Consider the following 17859-nt stretch of genomic DNA (forward strand, 5'->3'; position numbering starts at 1 on the left):
GACTCAAGCATCAACGGTTGCCGCCAGGTCGTGCCAGCGCAACGATCCGTGTGGCTCAGTTGCGGCGTTCGACGATAAAGCGGGCCAGCTGGCGCAACGGTTCGGCGCTGCTACCGAAGGAAACGACGGCTTCGAGTGCAAGATCGCGCAACTCCACCGCATAGGCCTTTGCCGCGTCCATGCCGAGCAGCGCGGGGTAGGTGGGTTTGTCACGGGCGATATCGGCGCCTTGGTGTTTGCCTAGCGTGGCGGTGTCGCTTTCCACGTCGAGAATGTCGTCCTGCACCTGAAAGGCCAGACCGATCGCCTGCGCGTATTGCTGCAGAGCGGCCAGCTTCTCGGCATCGGCACGGCCGCTGGCGAGGGCGCCGAGACGAACGCTGGCCTCGATCAGTGCGCCGGTCTTGTGCCGATGCATCAGTTCCAACGCGCTGCGGTCGAGCTTGCGGCCCACCGAACCCAGGTCGATGGCCTGCCCACCGACCATACCGGCCGGGCCGGCTGCGCGAGCGAGGCTGGTGACCATCTCCAGGCGCAGCGCGGGGTCTTGCGGATTGCGTACATCGGCTGCCAGCGCTTCGAACGCAAGGCTTTGCAGGCCATCACCGGCAAGGATCGCGCAGGCTTCGTCGAAGGCCTTGTGCGTCGTCGGCTGGCCGCGGCGCAGATCGTCGTCGTCCATGGCCGGCAGGTCATCGTGAACCAGCGAATAGGCGTGGATCAGCTCGACGGCGCAGGCTGCGCCATCGGCCTGTGCACTGTCTCCTTCAAGCGCCTCGCAGGCGGCATAGACCAGCAGCGGGCGCACGCGCTTGCCACCGTTCATGACGCTGTAGCGCATGGCTTGGTAAAGGCGTTCGAGTTGCGGGCGGGGGGGGACGAAGAGCGTCTCGAGGCAGTTGTCGACGCGTTGCTGACAGCGTTTCTGGTAGTCGCCGATCATGCTTCGGGATCCACCTCGAACGGTGCTTCCTGCAGCTTGCCGTCGCGTTCGAGCAGGATCTGTACTTTCTGTTCGGCCTGGCTGAGCGCGGCCTGACAGTCGCGGGTCAAGCCGATTCCCTGTTCGAAACAGGTCAGCGAGTCTTCCAGCGACAGCTCGCCGCTTTCCAGACGCTCGACCAGCTGTTGCAGCTCGGCGAGGGATTGTTCGAAATCGAGGGCGACTTTCTTGCGGGCCATGGCGGAACCTGTTCTTTGCGGCGGCTGTAAAACGGTCGCGACACTAGCAGAGCTGGGCGGCATAAGCCATACACCAAGCGGGCTACGCGCCTGTCGGTTATCGCCAGTAAACCGCCTGGAAGTAATAGAGCGTCATGAAGCTGCCAACCAGGATGACGAAGACCCGCAACCAATTGGCGGGTAGCTTCTTGCTCAGCGCGCCGCCAGCGTAGCCGCCGAGCGTGGTGCCGATCAGCAGGATCGCCAGTTCGTACCCGCTCACCCGACCGGCGATGATGAAGGTGGCCGTGGCGACGCTGTAGATCACGGCCGATATAAGGTTCTTCAGCGCGTTGGCGCGAACCAACTGATGACCTTCGATGGAAAATGCCGCCAACTGCAAAATGCCCATGCCCGCACCGAAATAACCACCGTAGATCGAAACCAGGCCATGTGCGGCGAGCGATGCCGGAGCGTGCGGAGGCACTGCGTTTTCTTCCTTGCGCCGTGCCGCCAGCCAGCGGCTCAGCCAGGGACTGGCGGCGAACAGTGCGGTGGCGAGCAGCAGCAACCAGGGGATCAGCAGGCTGAACACGTCGTCGCCGCTGGCCAGCAATAACAGACCACCGAGCAGGCCGCCGGCCAGTCCGGCCAGCAACAGTGGGATCAAATAGCGGCCCAGCGGACGCAGCGCCGAGCGCGCGGCCCAGGCAGCGGCGACGCTGGCGGGCCAGAGCGCCACGGCGTTGGTCGCGTTCGCCGTGACCGGAGGAAGGCCCGTTGCCAGCAGCGCAGGGAAGGAGAAGAAGGTACCGCCGCCGGCCAGGGCATTCATTCCACCCGCTGCGAAACCGGCAGCGATGAGCAGCAATATGTCGAACAGGGGCATCGGATGGGCTCGCGGCAAAAGGACGCAGATTATCGCTGCCGTCCCGCTGAGCCAAGCGTGCGGCTCTATTTGTCGGATGGACTTCGATCTTCATCCAGGCGGGTACTGGCCAGTTCGTCGAGGATGCCGCAGCCACCGGACGATTGACTACCGGCGCAGCAGCTACGTAAGTCCTGGAGCTGTCGCTCCAGCGCATGGAGGCTTTCCAGGCGCGTGCGGACGCGCTCGAGCTGCTCATCGATCAACAGGTTGATATCGCCACAGCTGGCATCCGGATGGTTGGAGAACTCCAGCAACCGACGGATATCGGCCAGCCCAATGTCCAGCGCCCGGCAATGACGGATGAATACCAGATGCGCGAGTTGCTTCGATGAGTAGGACCGGTAGCCGTTGGGTCCCCGTTCCGGGGCCGGCATCAAGCCGACCTTCTCGTAGTAGCGGATCGTCTCGACATCGACGTCTGCCGCCGTGCTCAGCTCACCGATGCGCATCATGGCCTCCTTCTTAATGCTGCGTTCGTTGACCGAAATGGGCTTGACCCTGGAGCCGCTCCAGGGTGTGCAATGGCTCCGAATATAGTTCAGGAGGCATTCCATGTCGTCGAGATGCTGTGATTCCGGTTGTTCAACCCAGGCGGTCAGCCCACGCTTTCGCAAAGCCTTGTGGATTGCGTTGGCGATCAACCTGGCCATGTTCGTCGTGGAAATCGTCAGTGGCTTACGCGCTGGCTCGGTCTCGCTGCTGGCGGACGCCATCGATTTCGCCGGTGACGCCGCCAACTACGGCATCACCCTGGTCGTGCTGTCGATGGGGCTGGTGTGGCGCTCACGCGCCGCAATGGTGAAGGGGTTGTCGATGCTCGCCTTCGGGGTTTTCGTCGTCGCCCGCGCCGGTTGGTCGATCTATGCCAACGTCGTGCCGGAGCCGCTGACCATGGGCGTCATTGGCGCGCTGGCGTTGGTTGCTAATGTCGTCGTGGCGCTGATGCTTTACGCCTTTCGTGAGGGCGACTCCAACATGCGTTCCGTCTGGTTGTGCAGCCGCAACGACGCAATCGGTAACATCGCCGTGATGATCGCAGCGGCCGGTGTGTTCGGTACCGGTTCTGGCTGGCCTGATTTTGTTGTGGCGCTGATCATGGCCGGGCTGGCGTTGTCTGCCGGTTTCTCGGTGGTACGTCAGGCTCGGCAGGAGTTGCGTACGTCCCGCTAGGCACGCCTAGTTGGCAATGGCAGCAACCAGCACCACGGCAACCACAGCCACCAGCGCCAGTCCGGCGGCGGCCAGCTTGCCTACCGTTTCGGCGCTCATGGCCAGCGCCTTGCCCTTCGCCTGATCTCCAAAACGGCCTTCGAGACGATGCAAGCCTTCTACAGGCTGGAACAGATTGTCTGGCTGCTCGGCGGTGGTTGGCTCATCGGTCATCTGGCCGCTCCAGGCCTGTTTGGCCATCATCCTATCGAGCAGGCCGGGCATGAACATATTGCCGATAATCGCCTGGAACGAGGCGCGCCCGAGCCACAATTCGCGCGGCGCATCGGTTGCAGCGCGGACAATCGCGCGAGCCGCGACCTCGGGCGTATGGATCGGCGGGACCGGCTGTGGACGTTTTTGCATTTTGTTACGCGACCAGTCGAACTGCGGCGTGTTGTGCGCCGGTAACTGGACCATTGTCAGCCGCACCCGGCTATTGGTATGGATCAGTTCGCAACGCAGCGAATCGGTAAAACCGCGAATGGCGAACTTGGCCGCGCAATAGGCCGACTGCAGGGGAATCGCCCGGTAGGACAATGCCGAACCCACCTGGACGATGGTGCCGCGATTGCGCGCCTCCATATATCGCAGCGCGGCCAGCGTGCCATGGACGAAGCCCAGATAGGTCACCTCGGTGACCCGCTTGAATTCCGCGGCGCTAATCTTGTTCACCGGACCGAACACCGTCGCCATGGCGGCGTTGACCCAGACCTCGATTGGCCCCAGTTCTGCCTCGATTCGTTCGGCCGCCTGATCGATCGCTCCAGCGTCGGCAACGTCGGCGGAAATGGCCAGGACCTTGACGCCGGCAGCTTCAAGTTCGTCGCGCGTGTCAGACAGGCCCTGTTCGCCGCGCGCAATCACGGCCACACGAAAGCCTGCCTGCGCGAATGCATGGGCCGTTGCGCGGCCCACGCCAGCGGTGCCTCCACAAACCACAGCAGCCAGTCCGCGGTCGCTCATAAAAAACTCCTGTCTGGATCGGGTTAACGCAGCAGCCTGTTCCAGCCGGCATAGCGATGACGAATCGGCCCGCGCGGCAGGCTCAGGCTGATCACCAGCACACCGGCGATCAAGCTACCAACGGTGGCGGCGAAACCGGCGCCCTCGAGAAATGAGGGCGCGGCGATCAACCAGGCGCCAATCGGCACATTGAGCAAACGCAGCGGTCGCGCGACTTCGGCGAAGGCCAGCACCGAGACGGTGATCAGCAACGAGCCCATGAGGTGGTCGTTGTTAGCCATCGCACCTTCGGTACCGAAGATCAGCCGCGTGCACATCAGCCAGACGCCGAGTGCACAAAGCAGCGTGAGCCCCCAAGGCAAGTTGACCCCGCGAAGCCCTTTCAATGTCATGGCCGACAGGCTGCCATCGAACTCGGGCGTGTTGTCTTCGCGCGCACCGTCCATGGCATCGCCCTGGAAAAATGTTTTCCAGAACGGTTTGCCGCGGCGGCGGGCATCCTTCAGAAACTGCCCCATGGCGACGAGCTCATCCAGCGCATAGGGCATCATCACCAGCATCGCCAGAGCCTGGATCAGGCACAGGGTGCACCAGGTATTGATGAAGATCGGCTGGGCAATGATGAAGAAGATGCTCACCGCGCCCAGCGGTACCACCACCACGCCGAAAGCGGCGACCATCCAGGGCATGGTCCGCCAGCGGCGTGCATCGCCCATCACCGCCATTAGCAGCTCGATCATATAAGCCATGACGCCGACTCCGGCGTCGGGCACCGGCCAGGCGCGGGACATATCGGAGGTGATTATGGTTTCCGTGCCGTTGGGCTGACTGCCAAAGAATGGTTCCCAGGCAGTCGAGGTATGGCCGAGTTGATAGGCGGCGAGATAGCGCGCCAGCAGAATGCCGATCACGGCGAGAATCGCGATGGGCAATCGCTGCAGCCAGGTCGACGGGTTGTAATCCCAGCCCGGTGGCACCGCGGCCTTCTGCATCATTCCGGACATGCTCATGCCGGGCATCATCGGCACCAGTGTGGAGAAGGCGATCACCAACCCGCCGACCAGCAATGCGTTTCCATAGCTGGCCGGGGAGGGCGTCCAGAACAGCAGCGGGGCGAACATCAGCCACAGCCCCATCGTCGTGTTCGCCCACTGGGCCCACGCGATTCGCCTCAACGAAAGGACCGAGAACAGCACGATCAGGCACCCGCTGGCGACGTCGCTCCAGGTCATCAGCAGCGCGCGAGTGGCCACGTCTGGCAAGTCACGTTCGGTCGCCAAACGGGCAAGATCGAGGTCGGTTGCCGAGATGTTCGTATAGCCGAATATGAACGGTGCGCTAAGCACCCATAAGCCGAGCAAGGCGTTAGCGAAATGGCACCACAAGGTGGCGAGACGGCGGCGCTTCATCATCTGCATGTGCGCGTCCATGCTCATATCCGACGGCATGGCGGCCTGTCTCAAGTATTCCCCCTGGTGCTCCATGAACCTCTCCCGCGCCAGTATCGGTTGTGTTCACAAGTCGCTGGTCAATTGACAGGGGCACTTGGGGTGAGTTGCAGAAAACTGGAAATCGCAGGGGCAGCGAGCCGCACCGACGAAGAATGTAACCGCCGACGTTGGCCCCTTCGTTGCCTTACGCAAGCAGGGAAATGACAGCGAGAGCCGGCGGGATGATCTGAACGCTATTCAGAGCAATCCGGCTCGACCGTGAAGGTTTTGGACGAATCCACCAGACCGATGTCTTCCAGCGTTCGGCGGCCTATCAGCACCGGGTAATTCATCTTGTCCCGGTCGTTCAGCGAGAACTGTTCTTCATGGATACGGTTTCCAAGACAGACCCTCATCATAACCACGGGCCGCTCCTCAGCGCCGCCCGCGCCGCGCACCGTAATGTCCCTGGCCACCTTACGCTCCAGACGCTTCTCGACTTCCTTATCGGTATCGATGTCTTCCAATTCAAGGGTAAAGCGCACCCAGTCCTCGCCATCCTTCTCGAATCGGTCGATATCTTCTGCATGCATTGATGAAGTCAGGGCGCCGGTATCGAGCTTGAACTTCACCGCGACCTTTTCCGGAAAGATCAGGCCTTTCTCGACCCAGCCAAAGACCTGTGGCGAATCAGCCAATGCTTGCGCGCTACAGACAGGCAGTAATACCGCCACCCCTAGGCATTTGAATAGACGGTTGGGGCGTATGGAATGGAACATCGATCACCTCTGGTCAGCAGTGCTTAAGGCAACGATAGAGTCCCTAGCGCCGGATATGTTCACGGCGGGCGCAGCGATGCGAGCGGTACGCATGCGTTGCCGACGGCATCCGAGACCGCGTGCAAGACAGTAACTAAAGCAAAGAGATCGATTGTTTTAATCAATTCGCCTCATAGGAAAACACAATCGGACGGCTGCCTTGGCTCGAACTCAACAAGTAGGGTCACTGATGATGTTGAGGTTCGCGGTGGCTCAATCTGACCAAAAGGAGGCAGTTACTAGGGAAGTCCAATTTGAGAGGTGAACCATGTTCGTCCACAACAAACGACTTCAGTACACCGTGAGAGTGGCGGGCCCCAATCCTGGGCTGGCCAATCTGATGCTCGAGCAGTTCGGCGGTCCTCAAGGGGAGCTTGCCGCAGCCATGCGCTACTTCACCCAGGGCGTGTCCGAGGATGATCCAGGCCGTAAGGACATGCTCATGGATATCGCCACCGAAGAACTCAGCCACCTGGAGGTGATCGGCTCGATCGTCGGCATGCTCAACAAAGGTGCGAAAGGGCAGCTGGCGGAAGGGGTCGAGCAAGAAGCCGACCTGTACCGTTCGCTCACCGACGGCGGCAACGACTCCCACGTCACCTCGCTGTTGTACGGTGGCGGACCTGCGCTAACCAACTCGGGTGGGGTTCCTTGGTCTGCCGCCTATATCGATACCATCGGCGAGCCGACGGCTGATCTGCGTTCCAACATTGCCGCCGAGGCGCGGGCCAAGATCATTTACGAACGCTTGATCAACGTGACGGACGACCCTGGAATCAAGGACGCGCTGAAATTCCTGATGACCCGCGAGATAGCCCACCAGAAGTCCTTCGAGAAGGCGCTACATGCCATTCAACCCAACTTCCCTCAAGGCAAACTGCCGGGCGAGCCGGAATTTGCCAGCGTCTACTACAACCTGTCGCAAGGCGAGGGCGACCTGCGCGGGCCTTGGAACCAGGGGCCGGAATGGGAATTTGTCGAGAACCCGCAGCCGGCGGTGGACGGTGGCGATGGCAAGCCGTCTGTGGATCTGAGTAAAGATCAACAGAAGGTGCTGCAACAAATGGCGGTACGGACCCAGTCCGATGTCTCTGTAGACCCCATGACAGGAGCCGACCTCGGCTCGGGCAAAGCGGTAAAAAAAGGCAAAGCCTGACGGGCGAAACGCAGTGCTGATACGTCTGTGACAGGGCGCCTCGACGCTGCGTTTTGTTTGTGGCTGATACTCGTTCGAAGCCGGCCTCGAGCCGGCTTTTTGTGCCGCATTGTCGAAATGTGCCGGTGCCGAGTGGGCGCGTTCAATGACGGTTGTGCAGCGGCACCACGACACCCGAATTCGGACGCCCGAGCGTGTCGCTGATCGCTACGTTGAGCGAGTGTTGTGTGAACGGCTTGGCCAGCGTGTGCAGTGGGCGACCTTCCTCCGACAGTTCCGCATAGCCGCTGACCAACAGGACCGGCAGATCGGACCTTTCAGCTTTTACAATCTTGGCCAGCTGGGTTCCGGTCATGCCAGGCATCATCTGATCGGTGATCAGAATATCGAAAGTCCCTTGCTGGCGGAGGACGTTGAGCGCGGCCTCGCCACTATCGACCGCAGTGACTCGATGGCCCAGATCTTCGAGCAACTCAGACGTATTGGTTAGCACGAGTGGGTCATCGTCCACCACCAGAATCGACAACATGGGTACGGATGTCACGATGGGCTCGTTTGCGAACTCTGGTGCCGGCGCGGCCGCTGGCGCGGGGACACCCAGCGGTAGCCACAGCTCGACTGTTGTCCCTTTGCCTAGGCTGCTCTCGATCACCAGTCGCCCCCCTGACTGCTCGGCTAAACCGTGAGCCATTGAAAGGCCTAGGCCCGTGCCCTTGCCTGGTCCTTTAGTGGTGAAGAACGGTTCGGCTGCCCGGGCAAGCGTCTCCGGGCTCATGCCGGTGCCGTCGTCGCGCACGATCAAGGCGACGAACTCCTGCGTCGGGTATTCCGGCGATGGGCTGAAGGCACGCAGTTGGCCTTCGATGCAGATCGTGCCGCCTGCCAGCATGGCATCTCTTGCGTTGACGACCAGGTTGATCAGCACCATTTCGAGCTGATTCGCGTCGACATAAGCAGGCGGAAGGCTGAGAGGGAACCGCGTTTCAATGTTGATGTTGGCCTCGACCGAGCGCTGCAGCAGCCCCCGCATATTCAACACCACGTCCGGTAGCACGACGGAACTAGGTTTCAACTCCTGCTTGCGGGCAAAGGCCAGCATGCGTTGAACCAGACCTGAACCACGTTGCGTCGCCTGCAGCGCGTTCTCGATCAGGCTGCCGACACGAGCTGTGTCGTTCGGCAACCGTTTACGAAGCAGTTCGAGATTTCCACCTACTACCGCGAGCAGGTTATTGAAGTCATGAGCGATGCCGCCGGTGAGCTTGCCGATCGCTTCCATTTTCTGGGCCTGACGGAGCGCGGCCTCTGCATGCCGACGTTCGGTGATGTTCACCAGGCCGCCGATAATGAGCGCGCCGCGGTTGGTCTGCTCGAGACGCGTGGAGGCCAGCACATCGATGAACGCACCAGCCCTGGCCACCAGGCGGTATTCGGCGTTGAGGCATTCGCCGGTTTCGAGCAACACCGGCCAATCCTGGCTGAGCATCTGGCGCGAGGAGTTTTCGGTCATGAAGTTGATCAATGGCCGGCCGATCACGTCCTCTCGGCGATGGCCCATCAACACCAGCCAGGCATCGCTGACCGACTCCAATCGGCCTTCTTCGTCCAGCGAATGCAGGGGCAACGGTGTCTTGCTATAGAGTTCGCGGAACCGTTCTTCGCTCTGACGCAATGCCGCCGCTTCCCGCTCGCTGATGATCGCCATGCGCCTGTCGTGCATCGAGGCGGCAAGGCCGAAAAACAGCACGATGAAGGTCGAGCCGGCGACCGATAGCGCTATTGTCATCAGGTCCAGGCCGCTGCCGGGTAGTGCGGGCATTGCGTCGTCCATCGGCGTAAAGCGAGCGCCTGCCATGGCCGAGTAATGCATGCCGGCCACGGCAAACCCCATGGCCACGGCGGAGACAGTCTGCAGCGACAATCGTCGTCCCCGCGCGGAGAGCCAGAGCGCTACGGTGGAGGCACCGATTGCGATGATGAGCGAGATGATGACCCATAGCGGGTCATAAGACAGTTCGGCATGCATCGTCATGGCGGCCATGCCCATGTAGTGCATCGCGCCAATTCCCAGACCCATGAACAGTCCGCCGATCCCTAGCGTTCCCCGGCCCAGTCCACGGGTGCCTACTGCGAAAAAGCTGATCGCCGTCACCGCAATCGGCACGACCAGCGACCAGAGGGTAAGCGCCAGATCGTATTGGATCTCCATGCCGGGCATGCCGAACGCAAGCATCCCAACAAAGTGCATCGACCAAATGCTGCCGCCCATGCATACAGCTGCTGCGCACAGCCAGGCGTGTTGCATCCAGCCTGTCGCAGCTCGTGCGCGGCTGGCTAGGTCGAGCGCCGTGAAGGAGCCGGCAATGGCAATCAGGATGGACAGGCTCACCAATGCGGTGTTGTAGGTGGTAGGCATAGCAAGATCCATTCAGACATTCGAGGCTGTCGCCCTTTATGTATTGCACGAGTCGTCGATGAGCGCCAGGTCGCTGGTCTATAGGTGCGATCGACGGATGCTGGGGCGGGCGACTTTCACGACGATCGGTTAGGCCTGGTAAACGTTGCAACTGACGGCACAGCCTGTCATCAATGGTGCTCGGTGCTAGCTGACCGGAAGCTAGCACGAGGGGAGCGGCAGGTACGTGGCCCTTCGGGAGCGGATCAGTTGCCAAGCTGAGAAAACTAAAAGCATAAAAAAGCCGGCTTGTGGCCGGCTTTCCGTTAGCGGTATTGGCTTATTTTTGGTAAGCCGCCACAGCCTTGGTGATTGCTGCACGGGCGGCGTCGGCGCCTTCCCAGCCTTCGACCTTGACCCATTTGCCTTTCTCCAGATCCTTGTAGTTCTCGAAGAAGTGCTTGATCTGCTCGATCAGCAGCGGCGGCAGGTCGGTGTATTCCTTCACGTCTTTGTAGAGCTGGGTCAGCTTGTCGTGCGGAACGGCGATCAGCTTGGCGTCGCCGCCGGCTTCATCGGTCATGTTCAGCACGCCGACCGGACGGGCGCGGATGACCGAACCTGGCGCGACCGGGTAGGGCGTTACGACCAGTACGTCGAGCGGGTCGCCATCGTCGGCGAGGGTGTGCGGAATGAAGCCGTAGTTGGCTGGATAGAACATCGGCGTGGCCATGAAGCGGTCGACGAACAGGCAGTCGGTGTCGTGATCGATCTCATACTTGATCGGCGCATGGTTGGCCGGGATTTCGATGGCGACGTAGATATCGTTGGGCAGGTCTTTGCCGGCCGGGACTTTGCTGTAGCTCATGAACATTGCTCCGTGATCGGCCAGCGCGGCCAGGGGCGAAAAAGTGGGCGCGATTATAGGCGCACTGTCGGGCGTTTTGCCATGCCGGCCGTGGCGGGCCGTTGCTGGCGTAGTGATGCGCGCATTCGACGGTCCGAAGTCATTGAGGTTCCGCGTACTGCGGATGGCTGTGCTGTAGCTGTCGCAGGCGCGTCAGCGGGTCCTGCCGATAGAAGGCCGCGAGTTGCTGGTAAACCTTGGGGTAGGCCTCGTGCAACAGGTCCGGCGCGCTGAAGAAATACTCGCTGGTGACGGCAAAGAACTCGGCGGGATTTTCGGCGGCATAGGGATCGATAGTTGTGTGAGCGTCGGGGTCGGCGTCCAGCGTGGCATTGAGCGAGTCGTAGGCGCCCTGCATCACGCTCGCCCAGGTGTCGATGCGCATGTTCCGGTGCAGCGGGGGCAGGCCATTGGCGTCGCCGTTGAGCATGTCCAGCTTGTGCGCGAGTTCGTGGATCACCAGGTTGTAACCTTCCCAGCCGCCGCTTTCCTGTACACCCGGCCAGGCCAGAATCACCGGGCCCTGTAGCCAGGCCTCGCCGCTGTGCTCGCCATCCCATTCATGCACCACACCGGCTGAGTCGCGGTGTTTCTGTGGGCTGTGAAAGTCATCCGGGTAGATGACGATTTCGTGGAAGCCTTGATACCAGTCCAAGTCGGAGAGATGCAGCAATGGCAGTTGTGCCTGAGCGGCCAGCCGCAGGCGGTCGACCAGTTCCAGGTCGACCCCGGGCAGGGCCGTCAGGCGCTTGGCATGCAGGAATAGCAGGCTACGGTCACGAAGGTGCTCGGTTTCCTCAAGGCTCAGGCCGTCGAGGATCGGCAGGCTGTTCAGAACGCGTTGCCAGAGTGCGGGTTCGATGGAGAGGCGGGCGAGGATGCGCTTGCGGCGCCAGTCACTAAATGACCACATGGGAAAGGTTCCAGCCTGGGGCCGACAACCTTAAGCGGGGCGCTGACCATCGGCAAGCGGTCGAGGCCGTAGCACGGGCGTCACGCCGCTATGGTGGGGTAGCTGAGCAGCGCATTCGCGTGCAGAGCGGTATGTCTTGTTTTTTGTCGCCGCGCTGACCGTAAAGCGCTTCGACTCAACCCAGCAGGAAGTTGCCGACCTTCGGCGCGGCGCCGAGGCTAAGCATCTCCGCTTCGTCCTTTAGGTTGACGCCCGAGAGCTGGCGTCGACAGGCCTCGCGCATCAGGTGGATCAGGCGGTGCGCGGCGAGGTTGTAGCTCAGGCCTTCGAGGCGGATGTTGGAGATGCAATTGCGGTCGGCATCGGTGCGCCCGACTTTTGGCGCATAGGTGAAATACAGACCGAGGCTGTCCGGTGAACTCAGGCCTGGACGTTCGCCCAGCAGCATCACCACCATTTTCGCCTTGAGTCGCTCACCCACTTCGTCGCCGAGCGCGACGCGGCCCTGCTGCACCAGGCTTATCGGCGCGAGGCTCCAGCCCTCTTTCTCGATCTGCTCCTCGATGCGCTGGAGCAAGGGTAACGCGTGACGCTGTACCGCCAGCGCGGAAAGGCCATCGGCAATGACGATCGCCAGGTCGTAGCCTGTCTCGTTTTGCCGCGCATGATTTTTGAGCAACTCAGCGGATTCATCGCTTAGCTGCCGGCCGAGATCGGGACGTTGAAGGTAGGTATTTCGATCCGGTGCGGCGCTGTGCAGTTGCAGGCAGCGATAGCCGCGCTGCTCCAGTTGCGCGGCCAGGTCGTCAATATTTAAGGCGAGGTGCACTGCATCGCGCGCCTGGGCATGGGCGAACTGGAAATCCAGCTGAGCGCCCGTAGGAAGGCTGGCGCCAGCCCGGCCCAAAGCGATGCGGGCGGGCGTGAGTTGGCGCAGGTGGTTCCAAGGGTTGGTGATGGTGGTGGGCCTATCGGACATAGCGACCTCCGAATGGTGGGCAAGCGTTATTCGCGAGCAAGCTCGCTCCTACGGAAGGGGGCTGGCGCTTTTTTGTAGGAACCAGCTTGCTGGCGAAGCGGGATGGGCGGCTCGTTATAACGGCCGGCGGCCGTTTCATGCCATCCGCTCCAGCGCCCGGCGAAAGGCCGGCGGAAGTTGCTCACCCATCTGCAATCGCCCGCCGTCCTGGCGCAGGATCTCCATCTTCATCAGCCATTCCTCGAACTCCGGCGCCGGCTTGAGGCCAAGGCTCTGACGTAGATAAAGGGCATCGTGGAACGATGTGGTCTGATAGTTGAGCATTACGTCGTCGGAGCCGGGGATGCCCATGATGAAGTTGATGCCGGCGGTGCCGAGCAGGGTCAGCAGCGTGTCCATGTCGTCCTGATCGGCTTCGGCGTGGTTGGTGTAGCAGATGTCGCAGCCCATGGGTACGCCGAGCAGCTTGGCACAGAAGTGATCTTCCAGCCCGGCGCGGATGATCTGCTTGCCGTTGTAGAGGTATTCCGGCCCGATGAAGCCGACCACGGTGTTCACCAGCAGCGGTTTGAATTTACGCGCCACGGCATAGGCGCGGGCTTCGCAGGTTTGCTGGTCGACGCCGTGATGCGCGTTGGCCGACAGCGCGCTGCCCTGACCGGTTTCGAAGTACATCAGGTTGTCGCCCACCGTGCCGCGCTTTTGCGACAGCCCCGCCTCGTGGCCCTCCTGGAGCACTGCAAGGTTGATTCCGAAGCTGGCGTTGGCCGCCTCGGTGCCGGCGATGGACTGAAACACCAGATCCAGCGGTGCGCCACGGTTGATCGCTTCGATGGACATGGTGACGTGGGTGAGGATGCAGCCCTGGGTCGGGATCTCGTAGCGCTGGATGATAGCGTCGAGCATCTTCAGCAGTTCGCAGATGCCGGCCGTGCTGTCGGTGGCCGGGTTGATGCCGATCACCGCATCGCCGTTGCCGTAGAGCAGACCGTCCACAATGCTCGCGGCAATGCCAGCGGCTTCGTCTGTGGGATGGTTGGGTTGCAGACGAGTGGACATGCGCCCGCGCAGGCCGATGGTGTTGCGGAAACGGCTGACCACACGGACTTTCTGCGCGACCAGAATCAGGTCTTGCACGCGCATGATCTTCGACACCGCGGCGACCATTTCTGGCGTTAGCCCCGGCGCCAGGGCTTTAAGCGCCGCCTCGTCGGCATCGTCGCCCAGTAACCAGTTACGGAAGTCGCCGACGGTCAGGTGGCTGACCGGGGCGAAGGCTTCTGCGTCGTGGCTGTCGATGATCAGGCGAGTGACTTCGTCCGTCTCGTAGGGAATCAGCGCTTCCTCGAGAAAGCGCTTGAGCGGGATCTGCGCCAGGCACATCTGCGCGGCAACCCGCTCGGCATCACTGCCCGCCGCGACTTCGGCGAGGTAGTCGCCGGAGCGCGCCGGGCTGGCCTTCGCCATAACATCGCGCAGGCAGTCGAACCGCCAGTTGGTGCCGCCTACGCTGTGCGCGTATCCCGTCATGCTCGTCTCCCATTGGCGGATCGTTGAAAATTACCTGCGTTGGCATTACTGCGTTGAAAGCAGCCTCGGTTGCGCGCCCAGTCGACATGCTCATTTCCAACATAAACTCGTACGCGAGCCCGGTCCGCTTTGTCGGCGTCCTGACTCGCGCCGCTCGCCCTTCCGTCTCCGTAGGGTGGGCCGGGCGGCGTTCCGTCAGCCCACCAATGAAGTGCACGGCTCGGTGGGCTGAAGCCCACCCTACTAGGCTGCTAGTTCAATGATGCTTCGGCATTTTCGATCGCCGCGAATTCCTCTTCCGGCGTGCCGGCTACCAGATGGTGCCGGCTGTACATCGCGAAATAGGCGATAAAGATTCCGTAGATGACCGCTGCGGCGATCACCACGCGCGGATCCACCAGGAAACCGGCGACGACGGCGATGCAGGCCAGCACCAATGCGATGCCGGACGTGACGATGCCACCGGGCGTTTTGTAGGGCCGAGGCATTTCCGGGCGCCGCAGGCGCAAGGCGATATGCGATGCCATCATCAGCACGTAGGAAATGGTCGCGCCGAACACCGCCACGAGAATCAGCAAGTCGCCCTGGCCGGTCAGCGAGAGCACGAAGCCGATGATGCCCGGTACCACCAGCGCCATCACCGGCGCCTTGTTCTTGTTGGTCAGCGACAGCTTGCGCGGCAGGTAGCCGGCACGCGACAGCGCGAAAATCTGCCGCGAGTAGGCGTAAATGATCGAGAAGAAGCTGGCAATCAGCCCGGCCAGGCCCACCAGATTGACGAAGCTGCTCATCCAGGTCGACGAGCCATAGGCGGTGGTCAGCGCTTCCACTAGCGGGTTGCCGGACTCGATAAGCGTGCTGGAGCCGGCGCCACCGGGGCCGACCAGCAAGATCAGCCCGGCGAAAGCCGCCAGAATCAGCATGGCGCCAATCAGCCCGCGGGGCATGTCGCGCTGCGGATTCTTGGTTTCCTCGGCCGCCAGCGGCACGCCCTCGACGGCGAGGAAAAACCAGATCGCGTAGGGAATCGCCGCCCAGATGCCGACGTAGCCGTAGGGCAGGAAGCTGCTGGCGCCCGCGGCAGTGGTCGGCGCGATGTCCAGCAGTTTATCGACGGAGAAGTGCGGCACCATCGCGACGATGAACACACCCAGCGCCAGCGCCGCCACGGCGGTGATGATGAACATCAGCTTCAACGCCTCACCGACGCCGAAGATGTGGATGCCGATGAAGATGATGTAGAACGCGAGGTAAATCGCCCAACCGCCGATGCCGAACAGCGACTCGCAATAGGCGCCGATGAACACGGCGATGGCGGCCGGAGCGATGGCGTATTCGATGAGGATCGCCGTGCCGGTGAGAAATCCACCGAGCGGGCCGAAGGCGCTGCGGGCGAAGCCATAACCGCCGCCTGCGGTCGGGATCATCGAGGACAGCTCGGCCAGCGAAAAGCACATGCACAGGTACATGGTCGCCATCAGCAGCGTGGCGATGAACAGCCCGCCCCAGCCGCCTTGGGCGAGGCCGAAGTTCCAGCCGGCATAGTCGCCGGAAATCACGTAGGCAACGCCGAGCCCGACCAGCAGCACCCAACCGGCGGCGCCTTTCTTCAGTTCGCGTTCCTTGAAATAGGTGCTGCCAACTGCTTCGAAATCGATGGCGTGTGTCGGGGGTGTCGCACTGCTGTGTTCGAGAGCCATGGGAATCATCCTCTGATGGGGTCGGGTACGGCAGGATCGTTAAAGCAAGCGCTGTGCCTTCGCAGAAGACCGCTGATTGCGGCGCACGACAGGCAGTGACGGAGACACAGGCGCACCAGCCCGACGCCGTTCGGCGCGGGCGGGCACTTTTTCAGAGCGTTGTGGGTGCTAGAAGAACCCCAGTGGATTGATGTCGTAGCTCACCAGCAGATTCTTGGTTTGCTGATAGTGGTCGAGGATCATCTTGTGAGTCTCGCGACCGACGCCGGACTTCTTGTAACCACCGAACGCCGCATGGGCGGGGTAAAGGTGGTAGCAGTTGGTCCACACGCGACCGGCCTTGATAGCCCGGCCCATGCGGTAAGCGCGGTTGATGTCGCGAGTCCAGACGCCCGCGCCGAGGCCGTATTCGGTGTCGTTGGCAATGGCCAAGGCCTCTTCCTCGTCCTTGAAGGTGGTGACGCCAATCACCGGCCCGAAGATTTCCTCCTGGAACACGCGCATTTTGTTGGTGCCCTTGAGCAGGGTCGGCTGGATGTAATAGCCCGTGGCCAGGCTGCCTTCCAGTTTCTCCACGCCGCCGCCGGCCAGCACTTCGGCGCCTTCCTGCTGGGCGATTTCCAGGTAGGACATGATCTTGTCGAACTGCTGCTGGCTGGCCTGGGCGCCAACCATGGTGTCGGTGTCTAGCGGGTCGCCGCGCTTGATCTGCGAGACCTTCTTCATCACCGCTTCCATGAACGGCCCGTAGATCGACTCCTGCACCAACGCCCGCGACGGGCAGGTGCAGACTTCGCCCTGGTTGAAGAAGCCCAGCACCAGCCCTTCGGCGGCTTTCTCGATGAAGGTCGGCTCGGCCTGCATGATGTCTTCGAAGTAGATGTTCGGCGACTTGCCGCCCAGCTCGACGGTGCTCGGGATGATGCTCTCGGCGGCGCGCTGCATGATGTGCGAGCCCACCGGAGTCGAGCCGGTAAAGGCGATCTTGGCGATGCGCTTGCTGCTGGCCAGCGCCTCGCCGGCTTCCTTGCCATAGCCTTGAACGATGTTCAGCACGCCGGGCGGCAGCAGGTCGCCCACCAGTTCCATCAGCACGGCGATGCCCAGCGGCGTCTGCTCCGCCGGCTTGAGTATCACGCAGTTGCCGGCGGCCAGTGCCGGGGCGAGTTTCCAGGCGGCCATCAGGATCGGAAAGTTCCACGGGATGATTTGTCCGACCACACCCAGCGGTTCGTGGAAGTGATAGGCGGCGGTGTGCTCGTCGATCTCGGCGCTGGTGCCTTCCTGAGCGCGGATGCAGCCGGCGAAATAACGGAAATGATCAGCGGCCAGCGGAATATCGGCGTTCAGGGTTTCACGCACCGCCTTGCCGTTGTCCCAGGTTTCGGTGACGGCGAGCATTTCGAGGTTCTGCTCGATGCGATCGGCGATCTTCAGCAGGATCAGTGACCGCGCTTGCACGCTGGTCTTGCCCCAGGCGTCGGCCGCGGCGTGGGCGGCGTCCAGCGCCTTCTCGATATCCGCTGCGTCGGAACGGGGGAATTCGGCGATGGGCTGGCCGTTAACCGGGGAGAGGTTGGTGAAGTACTGGCCGTTGACCGGTTCGACGAACTGGCCGCCGATGTAGTTGCCGTAACGGGATTTGAAGGAAACGACAGCGCCGTCGCTGCCGGGATGGGCGTAACGCATGGTGGGTCTCCGGGTCTTTTAATTGTGCTGGGACTACTGAGATTGAGCGTAGATCAACGCCCGTTCGTCGGTTGG

At 61.9% G+C, this 17859-nt stretch carries 16 protein-coding genes; 2 read left to right on the top strand and 14 right to left on the bottom strand.

The genetic code is table 11. The features are described from left to right. Positions 1–55 precede the first annotated feature (55 nt). The 4 genes from D7241_RS14455 to D7241_RS14470 form a co-directional block, all read right to left on the bottom strand. Positions 56–943 (bottom strand): polyprenyl synthetase family protein, encoded by an 888-nt coding sequence (locus tag D7241_RS14455; protein ID WP_408102088.1) that lies wholly within the window; start codon positions 941–943, stop codon positions 56–58. Further along, a complete protein-coding gene (locus D7241_RS14460) occupies positions 940–1182 on the bottom strand; it encodes an exodeoxyribonuclease VII small subunit (protein WP_102837024.1) in 243 nt (80 codons plus the stop codon). Before D7241_RS14460 ends, D7241_RS14455 begins: the two co-directional genes overlap by 4 nt. 97 nt (positions 1183–1279) lie before the next feature. Further along, positions 1280–2050, bottom strand: a complete 771-nt coding sequence (locus D7241_RS14465) for a sulfite exporter TauE/SafE family protein (protein ID WP_408102089.1) — start codon at positions 2048–2050, stop codon at positions 1280–1282. A gap of 65 nt (positions 2051–2115) precedes the next feature. Continuing rightward, entirely contained in the window at positions 2116–2541 is a 426-nt protein-coding gene (locus tag D7241_RS14470; RefSeq protein ID WP_408102090.1) for a Cd(II)/Pb(II)-responsive transcriptional regulator, read from the bottom strand. Positions 2542–2644: 103 nt separating this feature from the next. Here D7241_RS14470 and D7241_RS14475 point away from each other — a divergent pair, with 103 nt between their 5' ends. Next, the gene (locus D7241_RS14475; protein ID WP_408102091.1) at positions 2645–3262 is read left to right on the top strand and encodes a cation transporter; all 618 of its coding nucleotides are present in this window, start codon (positions 2645–2647) and stop codon (positions 3260–3262) included. A 6-nt stretch (positions 3263–3268) separates the two neighbouring features. On the opposite strand, the gene D7241_RS14480 is transcribed toward D7241_RS14475, so the two are convergent. The 3 genes from D7241_RS14480 to D7241_RS14490 all read right to left on the bottom strand — a co-directional run bounded on the left by D7241_RS14480 (position 3269) and on the right by D7241_RS14490 (position 6476). Further along, on the bottom strand, positions 3269–4267 hold the full coding sequence (locus D7241_RS14480; protein WP_408102092.1) for an SDR family oxidoreductase: 999 nt from the start codon (positions 4265–4267) through the stop codon (positions 3269–3271). Positions 4268–4290: 23 nt separating this feature from the next. Continuing rightward, on the bottom strand, positions 4291–5751 hold the full coding sequence (locus D7241_RS14485) for a vitamin K epoxide reductase family protein (RefSeq protein WP_408102093.1): 1461 nt from the start codon (positions 5749–5751) through the stop codon (positions 4291–4293). A 200-nt stretch (positions 5752–5951) separates the two neighbouring features. After that, positions 5952–6476, bottom strand: a complete 525-nt coding sequence (locus D7241_RS14490) for an ATP-dependent zinc protease (RefSeq protein WP_408102094.1) — start codon at positions 6474–6476, stop codon at positions 5952–5954. 307 nt (positions 6477–6783) lie between these two features. Between D7241_RS14490 and D7241_RS14495 the strand changes: the two genes are divergently transcribed. Beyond that, positions 6784–7671 (top strand): manganese catalase family protein, encoded by an 888-nt coding sequence (locus D7241_RS14495; protein ID WP_408102095.1) that lies wholly within the window; start codon positions 6784–6786, stop codon positions 7669–7671. Between the two features lie 142 nt (positions 7672–7813). Here the strand turns inward: D7241_RS14495 and D7241_RS14500 are convergent, their stop codons facing one another. The 7 genes from D7241_RS14500 to D7241_RS14530 form a co-directional block, all read right to left on the bottom strand. After that, entirely contained in the window at positions 7814–10087 is a 2274-nt protein-coding gene (locus D7241_RS14500; protein WP_408102096.1) for an MHYT domain-containing protein, read from the bottom strand. Between the two features lie 319 nt (positions 10088–10406). Then, the gene (gene ppa / locus D7241_RS14505; protein ID WP_255977207.1) at positions 10407–10934 is read right to left on the bottom strand and encodes an inorganic diphosphatase; all 528 of its coding nucleotides are present in this window, start codon (positions 10932–10934) and stop codon (positions 10407–10409) included. Positions 10935–11073: 139 nt separating this feature from the next. After that, complete coding sequence (locus tag D7241_RS14510; RefSeq protein ID WP_408102097.1) at positions 11074–11886, bottom strand: zinc-dependent peptidase; 813 nt, start codon at positions 11884–11886, stop codon at positions 11074–11076. A gap of 175 nt (positions 11887–12061) precedes the next feature. After that, positions 12062–12865: an ethanolamine ammonia-lyase subunit EutC gene (eutC, locus tag D7241_RS14515; protein WP_408102098.1), complete on the bottom strand. Its 804-nt coding sequence runs from the start codon at positions 12863–12865 to the stop codon at positions 12062–12064. A gap of 135 nt (positions 12866–13000) precedes the next feature. Beyond that, positions 13001–14395 carry an ethanolamine ammonia-lyase subunit EutB gene (locus tag D7241_RS14520; RefSeq protein ID WP_408102099.1) on the bottom strand — a complete coding sequence of 465 codons (1395 nt, stop codon included), beginning with the start codon at positions 14393–14395 and terminating at the stop codon, positions 13001–13003. A gap of 251 nt (positions 14396–14646) precedes the next feature. After that, positions 14647–16095, bottom strand: coding sequence for an ethanolamine permease (eat, locus tag D7241_RS14525; protein WP_255977199.1), 1449 nt, complete (start codon positions 16093–16095; stop codon positions 14647–14649). A gap of 168 nt (positions 16096–16263) precedes the next feature. Continuing rightward, positions 16264–17784 carry an aldehyde dehydrogenase family protein gene (locus D7241_RS14530; RefSeq protein WP_408102100.1) on the bottom strand — a complete coding sequence of 507 codons (1521 nt, stop codon included), beginning with the start codon at positions 17782–17784 and terminating at the stop codon, positions 16264–16266. Positions 17785–17859 lie beyond the last annotated feature (75 nt).

This window comes from Stutzerimonas sp. VN223-3 (assembly GCF_045999685.1).
GTDB lineage: Bacteria > Pseudomonadota > Gammaproteobacteria > Pseudomonadales > Pseudomonadaceae > Stutzerimonas > Stutzerimonas stutzeri_AR.